The sequence below is a fragment of the Enterococcus sp. AZ167 genome, from assembly GCF_051714025.1.
Classification (GTDB): domain Bacteria; phylum Bacillota; class Bacilli; order Lactobacillales; family Enterococcaceae; genus Enterococcus_D; species Enterococcus_D casseliflavus.
The window spans coordinates 106,307-122,178 of sequence record NZ_JBIORB010000001.1; the positions used below are offsets into that span (position 1 = coordinate 106,307).

Here is a 15,872-nt window from a genome sequence, read left to right on the forward strand (position 1 = left end):
TGGGGGTCGCTATTTGTATGGCAAAATATCCTTTTGAATTAAAACTAAAAATCGTTAAAGAATATCTTAGTGGTGTGGGTGGATATCGGCATCTTGCCAATAAATACGGTATTTCAAGCAAGTCTCAAGTAAGTGATTGGGTGAATGCCTATCGTGAATACGGAGAGGAAGGTCTATTGAGAAAGCATCAAAATCAGAAATATTCTGTTCAATTTAAGTTAAATGCGATAGAGTTATATCAAACAAGTGAGATGTCCTATCGAGAAGTTGCCAGCACTTTAGAAATGAACAACCCTGCGCTTATTGCCAATTGGATGCGTAATTTCAGAGAAGCAGGTATTGAGGGGATCTCAAAAGAGAAAGGGCGACCACTTACTTTGGCTAGAAAAAAAGAGAACAAAAAAGAAAATACAACAACTGAAGAACGCGATCGTATCAAGGCATTAGAAAAGCAAGTCCGATCCCTTCAAATTGAGAATGCCTTTTTAAAAGAGTTGAGGAAGCTGCGAAAACAGGAAGCCCAGCAAAGACGCAAGAATCAATCGCACGAATCATCGCCAGCCTCCGAGGATCATTCAAACTAGTTGAGCTTCTTGAAACATTGAAATTTCCTAAAGCAACCTATATGTATTGGCAGAAACGGTTTGACAGACCAAACCCAGACCAAGAAATTGAAGAAAAAATGATTGAAATTCGCAAGGAGCATAAAGACTATGGCTGTCTGCGACTAAAAAAAGAATTAGAGAATCAAGGGATTCATGTCAATAAAAAGAAGATTCAACGTCTGATAAAAAAACTAGGTATCGAAGTAAATTCTTACACTCGAAAATCTCGACGGTACAATTCTTATCGTGGGAAGGTTGGCAATGTCGCCAAAAATCGTATTCATCGTCGGTTTTATACAAATATCTGTCACCAAAAAATTACAACTGATACCACAGAGTTTAAGTATTATGAAGTAGACACCACAGGTGTCGTTCGTCAGAAAAAGCTGTATTTAGATCCTTTCATGGATTTCTACAATAGTGAAATTCTATCTTATCGGATTTCTGAAAAACCAAACGCACTAGCCATAATGGAAGGATTAGAAGAAGCAATCCAGATGACAAATGATTGTCCATTTCGTAGAACCTTCCATTCAGATCAAGGATGGGCCTATCAAATGAATGCTTATAAGAATAAATTGAAGCAGCATAAAATCTTCCAGAGTATGTCTCGTAAAGGGAATTGTTTAGATAACTCACCTATGGAAAACTTCTTTGGTTTATTAAAGCAAGAGATTTTTCATGGAGAAGTCTATCGGAGTTTAGATGAATTGAAAACAAAAATTGACCAATATATCTATTATTACAACCATAAACGCATCAAAAAGAAATTAAATTGGCGAAGTCCGGTTCAGTTTCGAGAAGCTGTAAAAACAGCTGTCTAACAGTTAATTTTATCGTACAAAAAAGGAGTGGATTTCTCCACTCCATAAAAGTCTAACTTTTTGGGGTCACTACATATAGCTAGTTTCTGCATGATGGGCTTTTTTTGTCTTGTTTATGAAGGTAACCTAAGCAGCCACAATCTGGCGAAAATCAGAAAAATCGTGGTCTATAGTGACAAATCATAAGGGAGTTGCCGCTTGGACAGCGAATCAATCGAACCTTTACCATACAAAGAGAAGAAAAATACTCGTTACCGAAAGAAGCGAATGCCCTTGGTAACGAGTATTTTTCGACAAAGTTCGTTAACTAGCTAAAAAAAGAAAAAAAGCAAAACAGGCAGATACACCATGTACAGTAAGACGGAATAGCCTAGACATGAAGTTGCAAATTCTTCATCCCCTTGGTAGTTTCGTACAAGGATCGGGACAGAGTTTTGGACGGGCATGGAGGCTTGGATAATAAACACAGAAAGCATCAGTTCAGGAACAGGGATGATCCTGCTTAATAGCCAGACAACGAGGGGTGAAAGAATGAAGCGACCAAACAAGACACCAGCAATGTCTTTGGTCATTCGCAAGTTCTTGAGCCCGCCAAAGTACACGATGATCCCGATAATAAACATTGATAGAGGCGTCGTTAAATCTGCTAGGTAGCTTCCAAGTCCATCAACAAAGGAGGGCAGTGGTAATGTGAACAGCATCCAGATCAAGCCGATAATGAAACCAATCAAGGCTGGCGAAAAAATCTTTTTTAGCATGACCAATGGATGAAAGGAAATGCGGGCTTCGCCGAAATCGGGGTTATCTTTTGCTAACTCAAAAATACCGATGGTCCAAAATAATGTCGTATTTACGATGTAGTACAACAACACATAGGGAACGGCTTTTTCACCAAAAATGGCTAAATTGATCGGTAAGCCGATGAAGATCGTATTGGAAAAGGTAAACATGGCGGAAAATGCCCCTTGGTGTTTGGTTTCAACTTGCGCGAAACGGCGCCATAAATAACCAGCGAAGTAAGTGATCATCATGGAAAGCAAAGGGATGATCATCCCGGAAACTAATGAGAGAAACTCGTCTTTCGTAAAGTTTTTAATGATCGTCAAAAACATATTGGCGGGTAATGAGACATTTAACACCAGTTTTGAAAACGTATCGGCGGTTCGATTAGAAAACCATTGTTTGTAAGACAACCAATAACCGATAAACATGAGACTGAAAATGACAAAAATATTGATATATGCTTGAAACATGCGCTCACCTCTCATTTACTATAGCGAAAGGCAATAGAAGAAGCAACTGATTCCCATTTGAAAACAACAAAAAACCAAACCGCCCAATGAGCGATTTGGTCAAGAATTACTTCCGTTGCTGCTTGCCAGCGTTACGACCTTTTCCGTTAGGCTTTGTCGTGTTCAACGCTTTTTTGACAGCTTCTGTTTTTTCAGGCGTTACGTCTTTACGAGGCGTAACTACCGTTTTAGGCGGATTTGCTTTCATTTCCGCTTCGACTTGGGCACGAATTTTTGGTTTCATGATGACATTCGTGATAAACGTTTGGATACAACTGAAGACCCCACCAACTACCCAGTAAAGTGTCACACCAGCTGGTGCACTCATGGACATGAAAACGATCATCAATGGAGAAACGATCAACATGGTTTTCATCGTTTTTTTCTGTTCCTCAGGAATCCCGATGGTTGAGATATATCCTTGTGCCAAGTAGGAAAGACCAGCAATCGCCACAAAGAGTATGCTGGGGTCGCCTAATGATACGCCAAAGAATTCAGAGTTTTGGATTCCTTGTGTGTAACGAGCGGTGAAATAAAGAGCAGAGAAGATCGGCATCTGAATCAGCAAAGGGAGACATCCGATACCGCCAAACATACTGACGTTGTTTTCAGAGTAAATTTTTTGCATCTCCGCTTGCGCTTGCATTTGTTCTTCCCGAGTGGTTGCTTTTTTCAAATTGGCTTGCGCAATATCCACTTGAGGTTTCAGAAACTGCATTTTTTCACTTTGAACCATCGTTTTTCGAGACTGATGGATCCCTAATGGTAAGATAATGACACGGACAACGATCGTTACGGCGATGATCGCCCAGCCGTAAGACCAGTTGAAGTTTTCTACGAGCATCGTGATCATATCCCCTAATGGTTTCACCAAAAAGCGATAAATCATTCCTGTTTCTTTCGGCGTACCATCAGCATTGGTACTGACACAGCCTGATAATGCTAATAACAGGCCAAATAATCCTGATGAAAGCAGCCATTTATTCATTTTAGACATTCTATTCTTCCTCTTCACAATAAATTTAGACAAAAATAACTATACTAAAAAAGACCGACTATTTCAATGTACAAAGAGAAATTCATTGAAAAATCAATCTTTCGACTTAGAAAACATTCAATTGTTAATAGTACACTACATCAAAACTCCGACGCTCTTTGATAGCATCGTCTGGTTGGATGTCGATCTGATTTACTTTCCCAGTGGGTGAAGGAGAATCCTTAACCCCAGCAACAAAGGCATCGATGGCTTTGTCATCGCCAATTGCTTCAATCGAAACAGAACCATCCGCTTCGTTTTTTACAGATCCGGTGACGCCCAACTGATCGGCAAGCATTTTTGTGGTATAACGAAAGCCGACGCCTTGGACACGTCCTTGCACATGGATTCGTAGTTTCTTCATGGACAATCCCTCCTCTGCTTTATATGATAGCGTTTTTTCAGTAAAAGAACAAGTTAGATCGATTGACTCATGCTATAATGAATCGAGGTGACAAGATGAAAGAAATTCAATCGAAAAAAAATACCTTTATCAAGGAAATCAAAAAACTAACACAAAAAAAACATCGGACACAAACCAATACCTATTTGATCGATGGCTGGCATTTGGTGCAAGAAGCATTGCATGCACAAGTACCCATCAAAGCATTGTTGGTGACCCCGCGAGGGTTAAGTGAAGCCAACGGGCAACTCGATGATTATCAGGAAGAAAGCTATTTGATCACAGAGGAGATCGCAGCGATGCTTTCTGATTTGCCAACACCACAAGGGATTTTTGCCGTGGTGGAAAAACAAGAACAAGACTTACAGACACTGACGGGCAATTGGCTGATTTTAGATAATGTGCAAGATCCTGGAAACGTTGGCACCATGATTCGAACAGCGGATGCCGCTGGATTCAGCGGGGTTTTTCTCGGCGAAGGAACAGCCGATCTCTACAGCACGAAAGTCTTGCGCAGCATGCAAGGTAGCAACTATCATCTGCCGATCGTAGAAGGAGCGATCCCACCATTTTTAAAGCAGCTGCAGGCAGCTGGTGTGGCGATTTATGGTACCGAGTTAAACAAAGAAGCAGTCCCTTATACCGAGCTTCCTAAAGAACAAGCGGCTGCCTTCATTTTAGGCAACGAGGGGCAAGGGGTCAATCAGGAACTGTTGGCATTGACCGATAAAAATCTATATATTCCTATCTATGGTCAGGCGGAATCATTGAACGTCGCCATTGCGGCAGGTATTTTGATGTATTTTGCTGTCAGCTAGATTTTTAAGGAACTGTTAAACTATTTGAATCTATTGCACCTCACCTAGAAACTTGCAGGAATAGGTGCTATACTTTGTCTTGTAACAATCAAGCAGATCAAAAAAGGTGGCAGACAAAAATTTATGACAGAAAAATGGCAAGAAGATAGCGAATATATGTCTTACGTGGCTGACCTGTTAGAAACAGAAGCTGTAAAAAAATTAGCCAATTTTGTGCAGCATATGAACTCCACACGTTTGGAACATTCGATCAGCGTCTCTTATTATAGTTACAAATTAGCCAAGAAATGGGGCGGCGATGCTCGTGCAACAGCTCGTGCAGGACTCCTTCATGATTTATTTTATTACGATTGGCGTACTACAAAGTTTGACGAAGGTACCCATGCGTACATGCATCCACGAATCGCAGTAAAAAATGCCGAAAAAATCACTGAACTTAGTGATCTAGAAAAAGATATCATCTTGAAACATATGTGGGGAGCAACGATTGCACCGCCACGCTATAAAGAAAGCTATATCGTCACGATGGTGGACAAATATTGTGCGATCAAAGAAGCATCAGAACCCCTTACAGACAGCATGAAAGAAAAATGGCAACAACGCTTCTGGAAGAAACATCGCACGATTCAATAAGAAAAAAGTTCTTCGAACCAACTGGTTCAAAGAACTTTTTTTGTTTGTTTAGCCAAAAATAAGTTGGAGGATCGCTGCACCTGCATAGAGAATCAGTAAGGTGATCAATACCGTTAAATGTCGTCTTTTGTGCATAAAAAGGATTGCCACAAATTCTCTTAAAAAGGCATTCGGTAAATAGTAAAAGGCAGTAGGTGCTCCGATACCATCCGCTTTAAGTTGGGCTTGATCTGCATAGAGACCAGCACGAAAAATATGGTAATTGTTTGAGGCAAAGATTGCTTTGTAGCCGTTTGGCTTAAGCGAATCCATGATTTCTTTCGAAAATTTCATGTTTTCATAAGTAGTCGTGGAATTTGTTTCCACTAAAATCTCACCTTCTGGTACGCCTTGGGCAATCGCATATTCTTTCATAGCAACAGCTTCCGGCAGCTGCTCATCGCTTCCTTGTCCGCCTGACATCAGTAATCGAGGCGCGGTTTTTTTCGCTTTAAATTGCGATTCGTAGAACGAGATCGCTGTATTGATGCGTTTTGCCAATAAAGGGGAGACCGTGGTGCCATTCAAAAGGCCTGCACCTAAGACGATGATAAAGTCCTGATTATAGCGAGGATGGTTGAACTGATAAATGACTGAAATGGATAAAAAGTTCAAAAAGACTACAAACAGATACAAAAGACTTAGGGGAACAATGCCGAATAAGGTTCGGATCCAATCTGGGAAAAAGTGCAAAAGGGTATCTGAAAATAGTAAAACGGTCAAAACCACCGCTAAGATCAGGGTTAACAAATTGGCGATCGATCGCGATTCTCTTCGTAATACGATAATGGAATTCCAGTAAAGAAAGACCACGAGTGTTGCCAAACCGAATAATAGTACAGCAACGAAGATTGCCAGTAATACAGCGAGTAGACCACCTACGAGTATGTCTTGGGTTCGGTATAAATTAATGACTAAGTAGCCGCCAAAAGCCAGCACGAACAAATTAAAAAGCAAGCCATTTACAAGTTGGTGCTTGTTGCGCCGATAAGAAAATAAAAAAAGGCCGGCGAAGGCGACGGGTATCAGAATAAAGAAACTACCTGTCCGTAATTCTGAGACAGCTAAATAAATTAGCAGGGCTAGAATCGTCCAACAACATTCAAAAAAGAAAATATCCGGATCATCTTTTTTCTTGCGCCATTTTTGAACGACGATCACGCCCGACACATAGCTGATGGCAAAAATCAGCAATTGCGTAAAATCCATGTTTTTCACTCCTTTAACGATACACTTAGTATACCGAAAAATGGCAGAAATTGCTTGTTGCTAAGGTCAAAGTTGCTGAATTTCTTGCAATTCGCTAAAATGAAGGAAAGAAGGAGGAAGGAACATGCAATTAGGTGAAGTGATTCGCGTCGAACGACCCGCTTTTTATGTGATTGGAAAAGAGGGCAAGGGGTTAGCAGAAGAAGGTGCTTCTTGGGTACCAGCGCTCTGGGAACTTGCAACAAAGGATTTTGAAGAGATCGAATTTCTCGTAAGTGATCAAAAGGCAGAAGAACTGGAGTTTTGGGGCTTGATGAGTGATGGCACCAATTGGTTAGAGCCTTGGCAAGAAACCGGTCGCTACTTGGCAGGCGTTCAAGTCCAGACAGAAAATTTTCCTCCTGTCGGTTGGGTCCGTTGGGAAATGCCCGCAATGACCTATCTCGTTGTAAAAACGGATGAAAAAAACTTAACGATGATGACTGAAAAAATGCTGATGGAAGTTTTACCAGAAAACAACGTCCAGTTGTCAGCAGCCATCCAAGAAAGGTATCTTCCTCATTTTAAGGAGGGGGAAGTTGAATTGTTTTTCCCTGTAGAACCATTGGCAACAGCAACGGTGGAAACAGTAGAATAAAAAAAATCTGTCCGAGAAGCAGTCTTTGCTTCGGACAGATTTTTTCGTTTAGGTTAAAAAAGATTACTGAAAAAGTTGGACACGCCGCGCCAAGCACGAACAAAGATGTTGGCTTTTTCCACCGTTTGTGTTGTGATCAATCCTGCAGTCTCGTCATGATCGGAATCATCAATATAACCAAGCGTATCAGCTGGAATCGAAGCACTTACGGTACCGACTTCTGTGCCCTCAGTCAATGGCGCTTGCAGGGCAGAATCACGATAATGCTCATTAAAGTCAATGGTTGTTTCAAAGGCGGTGGCATCCATATCTCCACGTACCCATAAGGTCAAACCTTGATTTAAGGCAACGGGCACACTCAATTCTTTCCCATCTTTGACTGCAACCGTCTGGGTATCTTCTAGTTGCGCATTTTCTGGTAAAATCTCTACTTGTTCCCAAGCGTCAAACGAGTAATCCATCAAACGGCCTGTTTCAATAAAACGAACACTAGGATTTTCTGCATGACCATTGACGTTTAGCACCACGGTGATGATTCGTTGGCCATCTTTAACGGCGGTTCCGACAAAGCAGGCGCCTGCCATATCTGTCGTACCAGTCTTCAGACCGTCGACACCATCTTTCGTATTCGTAAAACCTGGAAGCATCCAGTTCCAATTGACCATCTCGACAGGCGAATAGGAACCTTCACCAAATTGTTTTGTTGAAAGACTGGTTACTTCCAAAACATCTGGAAAGTCTTGTAACAAATGACGGGCAATCAATGCCACATCTTTTGCGGATAGTTCGTTTTCATCAGTTGAAGTTGATCCTGGGTAAATATTTTCCCCTAGATAAGCATTGTTTAAGCCAGAAGCATTGACGATCTTTGCATCGGTGATGCCCCATGATTGCACTTTTTCTTGCATTAAATCCACAAAGGCACTTTCAGACCCAGCAATCAGCTCCGCGAGCGCGACGATTGCAGCATTTGCAGATTGGATATAACTGGCATCATACAAATCTTTTACTGTATAGGTAACGTCTTGATGCAAAGGGACATTTGATAAGTTAGGGGACACGCTGAGATTTGCGGCATAATCGGAAATCGGCACAGGATCATCCCAAGCGATCGTTCCTTGTTCTACTTGCTCAGCGACAAGGTAGAGACTGATGATCTTGGTGATGGAGGCAATACCCATGGCTGTCTCGCCATCTTGATCATACAACACTTTCCCTGTGTCAAAATCAATGGAGTAGGCGGCTTTGGCGTCAATCGAAAAATCTTGGATCTCTTCGATGCTCATTGCTGTATCATCAGCATATGAAACGAGGGGGATGCCGACAGCAGCAAAGAGGATTGCCAAAGCAGCAACGAAGGAATACCCGAACTTGGTTATTTTCTGCATATATGTAGTAGCTCCTTTTAAGTTGTATCTAAGCAAAAATTTTAACAAAGAGTATCCGCTGTTGCAATACTCTAAGAGAAAACTTAGCATTTAATTGCGAGAAGACCGCTCAAAGGGGGAATGGGCGTTGTTAAACCATTTCAAACTAGAAGACCTAAGGGCAACAGACAGCAAAAAAAACTTGCCTTCCTATTTAATAAAGAAGACAAGTTTTTCTGAATTGACATCGGGTCAAACGATTTCACTTAGCGACGATTGGAATGGATTCTCGGGTTTTGGTTTTGGGCTCTGACGGGAACTTTCACTGCTCTCGTTTCTTGTTGCATGGCCAATTTTGCTAAAAAGAATGTCCCAGCTAGTAACGCAGCTAAAGCAAAGATGGAAAAGAGTGAAATAAAGGTCGTTAACATAAAAATCCCTTCTTTCTGTTTAAAATAAATGTGGAAGGTAGGAATCGAACCTACACCTTAATCTATGAACGATCAAACATCACTCAACGGAACACCTTGTTCAACCACTTGTTAAGTTAATGATAGCATGGATTGCCAGGAAATGCTGATAAAAAGTCTGAGAATTGACCGAAGAAAATGTGAAGAAAACATGAACTCGATCTTCTCATGTCCCTTAGGCGATTTTTGTCAAAGAATAGTGGCAATCTTCTGCTTCATCATATAAAGTAATAACGGAGCCTTTTTGTTCCAGGACTAAATGATAGCCAAATGTGTCCAGTAACACTAATCGCATCGGAGTCAGTTCAACAATGGAAACAGGCAACGGTTTGCCTTCGATGGTCAATGAATAATCATTGGCAATTTCTAAAATGACATCTTCTTTTGTCTTTGAAGTAAAACGCCAATTTCCAATGAAATTTTGGCGGTTTTCATTTTTTTGTTTTTCCTTTCGCAACAGCAAGGAGCTGACCACGCCCGTTGCTAGAGATAAACCAATCAATAGAGACCTTTTCTTCATTTATACACGTCCTATCACTTACGATTCATCTAGTTGCACCTTGTGAACAAGATGCCCGCTTCTGCACACTAGAAAATAATTGCCATAAGTATACCATGAGAAGGTAAAAAAGCATGGTACTTTAGTTTGAAGTTTAGAAGTTTTTATCAAAATATGCTATGATTCAAAAGAGCAGGTGAGAAAATGAATTATCCGAATACCCTCTTAGCCACGTTTCTCGTTCGCGACAACCGATTCATTGCCCGATGTCTAGTCGATGGGCAAGAAGTGATCGTCCATGTGAAAAATACGGGACGAGGAAAAGAACTATTGCACAAAGGGGCACTCGTGACCCTCCAATATTGGGACAATCCGAAACGTAAAACCAATTACGATTTGATCTCAGTCAAGAAAGAAGACCAATGGATCAATATTGATAGTCAAGTACCCAATCGGTTAGGCTATGAAGGCCTTTTGGATGGCACGATCCAGTTGCCAAATATCAAAGGGAAAATTGCCCTCTTGCGGCGTGAAGTCGTCTATGGGATGTCTAAGTTTGATCTTTATTTTGAAACAGACGAACAAGAAAAAGGGTTTATAGAAATTAAAGGGATGACACTTGAAAACAAGCAAATCGGCGCCTTCCCAGATGCGCCAACGATTCGCGGCTTGAAACACGTCAATGAATTGATCCATGCCAAAGAAGCAGGCTATTATGCGGCGGTTTTGTTCATGATCCAATTTGAAGTGGTGCAAAGCGCCACAATCCATCGACAGATGCAGCCGGATCTGGCCGATAAGATCGCTGAAGCGCAAAGCAAAGGTGTCGAAGTGTTTGCTTATAATTGCCAGGTAAACCAAGGGATGATCGCGGTCAAAGAACCGATCCCTTTTGATTTGAACGTCGAATTTGACGACCCCAATCTATAGAAGAAAGAAGGAAAACACATGATTCATTTAGGGATTATCGGCACAAATTGGATCACCGATCAATTTGTACAAGCAGCCCACGAAACCAAACGGTATCAATTGGTAGCCGTATACTCAAGGAAATTAGCCACAGCGCAACGCTTTGGGGAAAAATACGGGGACATCGAATATGCGACCGATTTGGCCACTTTTTTTGGCTTAGCTCATATGGACACGGTCTATATCGCTTCTCCGAACAGTTTGCACTTTGAACAAGCCAAGCAAGGTATTTTGGCAGGAAAAAATGTCATTGTGGAAAAGCCAGCCTTTTCAACGCCTGAAGAAATGGCGGAGATCATTGACCTAGCAAACCAACAACAGGTTTTATTCTTTGAAGCAGCTCGCAACATTCATGAAGCGAGTTTTTCAACCGTAGCCGAATTCTTACCCACACGCGGTGCCATTCTTGGGGCGAACTTTTCTTATATGAAATACTCGTCTCGTTATGACGCTGTACTAGCTGGGGAGGAACCAAATATCTTTTCTCCACATTTTTCTGGCGGAGCTTTAGCCGACTTGGGTGTGTATCCAGTATATGCGGCGGTTGCTTGGTTTGGCAAACCGCAAGATGTTCATTATTTTGCCCGTAAATTACCGACTGGTGTAGATGGTATCGGGACTGCTGTGCTACGCTATGCTGATTTTGATGTCACGATCCAAACAGGCAAAATCGCTGATTCAGAGTTACGATCAGAAATTTATTTTGAAGACGGGACATTAGATTTGAATGCCGTCAATGCTATTGAAGAAGCAGCATTTTATGAACGCCAAACAAAACAAACGCATCCATTAGCAGTCGCTGCTTTAGACAATCCGATGATCGAAGAAGCGCAAGACTTTGCAGACATCATTGAAAACAAAGATGATCCTAAACAAGGACAACGCTATGAGGAATGGGTGGAACTTGCCCGCAGTGTCAATGAAACCGTCTCTTTGATGCGTAAGCAGGCCGACATCATTTTTGATGCAGATAAAAAATAAGGAATGGAACATTTATGACAGTATTTGAATTGACACAATTGCCAGACGTCTGGCAGGAAAAATGGCAAGCGGCTGGGTATCACGCACCGTCCTTGATCCAAGAAAAAACCTTTGGTCCTTTAAAAGACGGCGCGTCTGTCATAGGAATCTCACCGACCGGTTCAGGTAAAACTTTGGCGTATCTCTTGCCATTGTTAACGAAGGTTGAAAAAAAGCAAGGCAATCAGCTGTTGATTTTGACTTCTTCACAAGAATTAGCGATGCAAGTCACAGAAGTAGCAAGGGAATGGGCCCAAGCCATTGGTTTGACCGTTCTGCCGCTAATTGGCGGCGCAAGTACAAAACGCCAAGTGGAAAAACTAAAAGACAAACCCGAGGTCTTGATCGGTACCCCAGGCCGTGTGTTAGAGTTGATCAAAGCCAAAAAAATCAAGACCCAGCAGCTGCAATCGTTGGTATTGGATGAGGTTGACCAATTATTGAAAGAGGGTGCCTTCACCCTGGCAGCCAAGATCAATCAAACATTACCAAAACAAATCCAGCGTAGTTTCTTTTCAGCAACCGCGAACGAAGTGATCGATGAGATTCGACCATTCGTGTCAAAAGAGCCGCTGATCATTGATGTTACCCAAGAAGATCAGAGCAAAGGCGTCATCCATCATTACTATTTGAACTATCCGCAACGACGAATCGTGGATGCTTTAAGACGCTTTGCTCATTTACCAAACTTTCAAGCCTTGGTTTTCTTCAATGAATTAAGCACAATGGGGAATGCGGAAGAAAAGCTATTGTTTCATGGCTTGCCGGTGGCCTCTCTGGCATCTGATCAAAACAAACTTGCACGAAAAGGTGCATTAGAGAGCTTTCGTCAAGGAAAACTAGTGGAACTATTGACGACCGATGTCGCCTCTCGCGGCTTAGATGTCGTGGATCTGCCTTACGTGATCAATACAGAAGTCCCTTTAGAAAAAGAATCCTATTTACACCGCGCAGGACGCGTTGGAAGAATGGGCAAAGAAGGAACTGTCGTTACGATCGTTCAAGACCATTCGTTGAAGGATTTGAAAAAAATCGCGAATCAGTTGTCCATAGAACTCAAGGAAGTCTATCTGCATGGGGGACAGTTACACACAGAAGCACCTGTTGTCGAAAAAGAAAGCAAGAAAGAAATGAAAACAACAAGTGTGCAGAAAATTTCCAAGAAAACGCCAGAAAATTTACACACTCCTGTTAAAAAGAGCAAGAAAAAGACGAAAAAGCAAAAAGACAAAGGAAAAAGACGCCATTGAGCGTCTTTTTGTGTTACCATTAACGTTGTTTATTATTAGTGTGTAAAAAAATGAGGAGGCTATCGAATGAATTCGCGAAAAGAAGAGATTTTTCAAACGATCGAACTGCATAAGCAAGGGTTGACCGCAGTTGATGTCGCTAAAATCTTACAAATCGATCGCAGCAATGCAAGCCGTTATCTCAGTGAGCTTTATAAAGAAAAGAAAATCGGCAAACGTTCCGGCCGTCCGGTTGTTTATGAGCCTTTAGAAGAAACGGTCCATGTGGATGTTTCCTCTGAAGTTAGTTTTGAAAGTCTGGTTGGAGTCCAAGCTTCCTTGAAAGTAAGTATCCAGCAAGCCAAAGCGGCGATCTTATATCCACCTAGAGGACTCCATACCATTATTTTTGGTGAGACAGGTACCGGTAAATCCTTATTTGCCGAATGTATGTATCACTTTGCGGTTGAATCAAATATGTTAGAAAAAGATGCCCCATTCGTATCCTTTAACTGTGCGGATTATGCACAAAATCCGCAATTGTTGTTTGGTCACATCTTTGGCATCAAAAAAGGCGCCTACACAGGTGCTGCAGAAGATAGTCCAGGACTTATGGCAAAAGCCGATGGCGGCATCCTGTTCTTAGATGAGATCCATCGACTGCCGCCAGAAGGCCAAGAAATGCTCTTTACCTTCATTGATAAAGGGATCTACCGTCCTTTAGGGGAAAGTAATCAAGTTCATGAAGCCGCCGTGCAGATCATCGGTGCCACCACGGAATCATCAGAAACCTTTTTAACGACCTTCAATCGGCGAATTCCCATGGCTATTACTTTGCCAAATGTGGAAAGTCGTTCCTTAGATGAACGGTATGAAATCATTTCGTTGTTTATCAAGCAAGAGGCGACCCGTCTGAACCAACGAATCGATGTCGAACGAGATGCGATATTGGCCTTTATGCTCTATGATGCAGAAGGCAACATTGGTCAAATCAAGCGCGACCTTAAACTCGTCTGTGCGAAAGCATTTTTGCATTATCGAACCTATGGAAAAAAACACTTGCTGATTCGAAAAGGCGATTGCTCCTTGCAAGTTCAAAAAGGCTTGTTGAAGATCAAAGAAATGTCGGAACGCTTGGATCGGTTTTTGGATGGCAAAGGCGACTTTCTAAGTTTTGAACCTGGCGACCCAGATGTCGTCTGGTCTCGTGATCCACAACGGAATATGCAAGTGTATAACGAGATCGAAGAAAAAGTCAGCTCGCTGATTGAAACGGGCGTAGCCAATGTCGATCTGGAAAATTTGATCTCTAAAGATGTCGATGCGTATTTTGAAAAGTATGTCGAAGAATTGATCCAAAATCCCGTTCATAAAGAACTGATTCCAGAAGACATTTGGAAACTGACAAATGTTCTTTATGATCTAGCTGGGCAAAGATTGTCTCGAACCTATAGTGAAAAAGCCCGCTTTGCCTTTGCACTGCATTTGCAAAGTACACTGGAACGTGTCAAGGAAGGACATATGATCGTTCACCCAGATTTGAATACAGTCAGAAAAAACTTGAAATCCGAGTTCCAGGTGGCAATGGATCTATCGACCATTATCGAAGAAGAACGCCATGTCGAGATCCCCTTCGATGAGATCGGCTTTATCAGTATGTTTTTAGCGATTCAAGTCAAACAACCCTCGCAACTGCCCCTTGAAAAAGTCGAGATCATTGTCTTGATGCACGGCAAGGCGACTGCCAGCAGTATGTTGGAAACGGCACAAGAGCTGCTAGAAACCGACCACGGCCAAGCGATGAATATGTCTTTAGATATGGAAGTCGGTCAAATGTATGAGCAGCTATTGAACTATGTCACTGACAATAAGGAAAAGATGAGCAACGGCTTATTGCTTTTAACTGATATGGGTTCCCTCAATTCATTTGCGAATTTGATTTCTGAAGAGACCGGGATTCGTACGAAAGCCATCTCGATGGTCAGTACGATGATCGTCTTAGAGGCTTTGCGAATGGCGGAAAGTGGCCGAAGTTTAGAAGACATTTATCAAAACATTCAGCGTTCTTTTGAAACCATCGTGCAAGAACAGTTCCGCACAGTTCGCGAAGCGAAGGGGAATAAAAAGGCAGTCATCGTCACTTGCTTTACTGGAGAAGGTGTCGCTGCCAAACTTTATCAACGAATTTATCCCGTCGTCGATCAATCAAAAGTCGAGATCATTCAAATGCAATTTATTGAAAAAGATACCTTCAAGAAACATATTGATGGCTTGCTAGAAGAATATGAGATCAAAGCCATTGCGGGCACCGTCGAGATCGATTATCAAAATATCCCGTTCTTTTCCGCCTATGATGTCTTTGATGACAATCGGTTGAATGTGCTGAAGCGGATCGTTTCAGATGAAGTGCCGATTGAAAAAATCGTACGTTCATTAGAAAATACCTTAACGCATGTGGGGTCCGTCTATCATCTGATCGAAAGTCTGCAGCGAATCGTTCATCAAATTCAAAATCAATTGCATGTGATTGTTGAACCTACCGTTGATGCGGGCTTAGTGATTCATTTAGCCTTTCTAGTGGAAAGTTTATTGAAGAAGGAACATTCCCGTACCTTCCCCAATTTGGCGGCCTTCCAAAAACGCTATCGTATCGAAACAGATGTGTTGCGAACTCATTTATTGCAGATAGAGAAAAACTATCAAATCAAAATCTCTGAAGATGAGATCGCCTATTTAACACAAATGTTCTTAGAAAATGAAATAAAAAGTTATGATGAATCCGCACACAATATTAGTGTGTAATGAAAAATTCGTGAGTGTGC

At 41.8% G+C, this 15,872-nt stretch carries 15 protein-coding genes; 8 read left to right on the plus strand and 7 right to left on the minus strand.

The window, feature by feature from the left end; translation table 11 throughout:
- Positions 1-17: 17 nt before the first annotated feature.
- Positions 18-1,429 (plus strand): IS3 family transposase gene (locus IGJ05_RS00575; protein WP_438724977.1). Its coding sequence is split into 2 segments (ribosomal slippage): positions 18-486 and positions 486-1,429, totalling 1,413 coding nucleotides; the frame shifts between segments, so codons are not numbered across the junction.
- Positions 1,430-1,740: 311 nt separating this feature from the next.
- Here the strand turns inward: IGJ05_RS00575 and IGJ05_RS00580 are convergent.
- From IGJ05_RS00580 to IGJ05_RS00590, 3 genes are all read right to left on the minus strand, one after another.
- Positions 1,741-2,682, minus strand: coding sequence for an AEC family transporter (locus IGJ05_RS00580; protein WP_010749322.1), 942 nt, complete (start codon positions 2,680-2,682; stop codon positions 1,741-1,743).
- Between the two features lie 106 nt (positions 2,683-2,788).
- Complete coding sequence (gene yidC, locus IGJ05_RS00585) at positions 2,789-3,718, minus strand: membrane protein insertase YidC (protein ID WP_010749323.1); 930 nt, start codon at positions 3,716-3,718, stop codon at positions 2,789-2,791.
- A gap of 124 nt (positions 3,719-3,842) precedes the next feature.
- On the minus strand, positions 3,843-4,121 hold the full coding sequence (locus tag IGJ05_RS00590) for an acylphosphatase (RefSeq protein WP_266167331.1): 279 nt from the start codon (positions 4,119-4,121) through the stop codon (positions 3,843-3,845).
- Positions 4,122-4,216: 95 nt separating this feature from the next.
- Here IGJ05_RS00590 and IGJ05_RS00595 point away from each other — a divergent pair, with 95 nt between their 5' ends.
- Both IGJ05_RS00595 and IGJ05_RS00600 read left to right on the plus strand, forming a co-directional pair.
- Positions 4,217-4,978, plus strand: a complete 762-nt coding sequence (locus IGJ05_RS00595) for a TrmH family RNA methyltransferase (RefSeq protein WP_074933054.1) — start codon at positions 4,217-4,219, stop codon at positions 4,976-4,978.
- A gap of 123 nt (positions 4,979-5,101) precedes the next feature.
- On the plus strand, positions 5,102-5,611 hold the full coding sequence (locus IGJ05_RS00600; protein WP_005229452.1) for an HD domain-containing protein: 510 nt from the start codon (positions 5,102-5,104) through the stop codon (positions 5,609-5,611).
- Between the two features lie 48 nt (positions 5,612-5,659).
- Here IGJ05_RS00600 and IGJ05_RS00605 read toward each other — a convergent pair whose 3' ends face one another.
- Positions 5,660-6,859: a YdcF family protein gene (locus tag IGJ05_RS00605; protein ID WP_016610745.1), complete on the minus strand. Its 1,200-nt coding sequence runs from the start codon at positions 6,857-6,859 to the stop codon at positions 5,660-5,662.
- Positions 6,860-6,983: 124 nt separating this feature from the next.
- Here IGJ05_RS00605 and IGJ05_RS00610 point away from each other — a divergent pair, with 124 nt between their 5' ends.
- Positions 6,984-7,496 (plus strand): GyrI-like domain-containing protein, encoded by a 513-nt coding sequence (locus IGJ05_RS00610; protein ID WP_010749327.1) that lies wholly within the window; start codon positions 6,984-6,986, stop codon positions 7,494-7,496.
- 53 nt (positions 7,497-7,549) lie between these two features.
- On the opposite strand, the gene IGJ05_RS00615 is transcribed toward IGJ05_RS00610, so the two are convergent.
- From IGJ05_RS00615 to IGJ05_RS00625, 3 genes are all read right to left on the minus strand, one after another.
- The gene (locus IGJ05_RS00615; RefSeq protein ID WP_010749328.1) at positions 7,550-8,884 is read right to left on the minus strand and encodes a serine hydrolase; all 1,335 of its coding nucleotides are present in this window, start codon (positions 8,882-8,884) and stop codon (positions 7,550-7,552) included.
- 245 nt (positions 8,885-9,129) lie between these two features.
- Positions 9,130-9,294 (minus strand): hypothetical protein, encoded by a 165-nt coding sequence (locus IGJ05_RS00620; RefSeq protein WP_005229460.1) that lies wholly within the window; start codon positions 9,292-9,294, stop codon positions 9,130-9,132.
- Positions 9,295-9,508: 214 nt separating this feature from the next.
- On the minus strand, positions 9,509-9,853 hold the full coding sequence (locus tag IGJ05_RS00625; RefSeq protein WP_016610747.1) for a DUF4828 domain-containing protein: 345 nt from the start codon (positions 9,851-9,853) through the stop codon (positions 9,509-9,511).
- A gap of 183 nt (positions 9,854-10,036) precedes the next feature.
- On the opposite strand from IGJ05_RS00625, the gene sfsA reads away from it, so the two are divergent.
- The 4 genes from sfsA to IGJ05_RS00645 all read left to right on the plus strand — a co-directional run bounded on the left by sfsA (position 10,037) and on the right by IGJ05_RS00645 (position 15,852).
- Positions 10,037-10,762, plus strand: a complete 726-nt coding sequence (sfsA, locus tag IGJ05_RS00630; protein ID WP_060792906.1) for a DNA/RNA nuclease SfsA — start codon at positions 10,037-10,039, stop codon at positions 10,760-10,762.
- Between the two features lie 18 nt (positions 10,763-10,780).
- The gene (locus tag IGJ05_RS00635) at positions 10,781-11,782 is read left to right on the plus strand and encodes a Gfo/Idh/MocA family protein (protein ID WP_081116266.1); all 1,002 of its coding nucleotides are present in this window, start codon (positions 10,781-10,783) and stop codon (positions 11,780-11,782) included.
- 14 nt (positions 11,783-11,796) lie between these two features.
- A complete protein-coding gene (locus IGJ05_RS00640; RefSeq protein WP_159160910.1) occupies positions 11,797-13,071 on the plus strand; it encodes a DEAD/DEAH box helicase in 1,275 nt (424 codons plus the stop codon).
- Between the two features lie 66 nt (positions 13,072-13,137).
- A complete protein-coding gene (locus tag IGJ05_RS00645; protein WP_081116264.1) occupies positions 13,138-15,852 on the plus strand; it encodes a sigma 54-interacting transcriptional regulator in 2,715 nt (904 codons plus the stop codon).
- Positions 15,853-15,872 lie beyond the last annotated feature (20 nt).